General features: G+C 63.7%; 1 protein-coding gene. It reads left to right on the plus strand.

Translation table 11 applies throughout. The features are described 5' to 3' along the window. A partial coding sequence (locus tag AAEZ09_RS29145; protein ID WP_350601793.1) for a vitamin B12 dependent-methionine synthase activation domain-containing protein occupies positions 1 to 237 on the plus strand: 237 nt, incomplete at both ends.

Consider the following 237-nt stretch of genomic DNA (forward strand, 5'->3'; position numbering starts at 1 on the left):
GCCGGACGCCAAGCCGAATCTGTCCCTGGCCGACTTCGTCGCACCGAAAGATTGCGGCATCGCGGACTATGTAGGTGGCTTCATCTGTACCGCCGGCATCGGTGCCGAGGAGCTGGCCAAGGCCTACCAGGACAAGGGCGACGACTACAACTCGATCATGGTCAAGGCGCTCGCCGACCGTCTCGCCGAGGCCTGCGCCGAGTGGCTTCATCAACAGGTGCGCAAGCAGTACTGGGG

The sequence above is a fragment of the Pseudomonas sp. 65/3-MNA-CIBAN-0223 genome (genome assembly GCF_040310425.1).
Lineage (GTDB): Bacteria > Pseudomonadota > Gammaproteobacteria > Pseudomonadales > Pseudomonadaceae > Aquipseudomonas > Aquipseudomonas gregormendelii.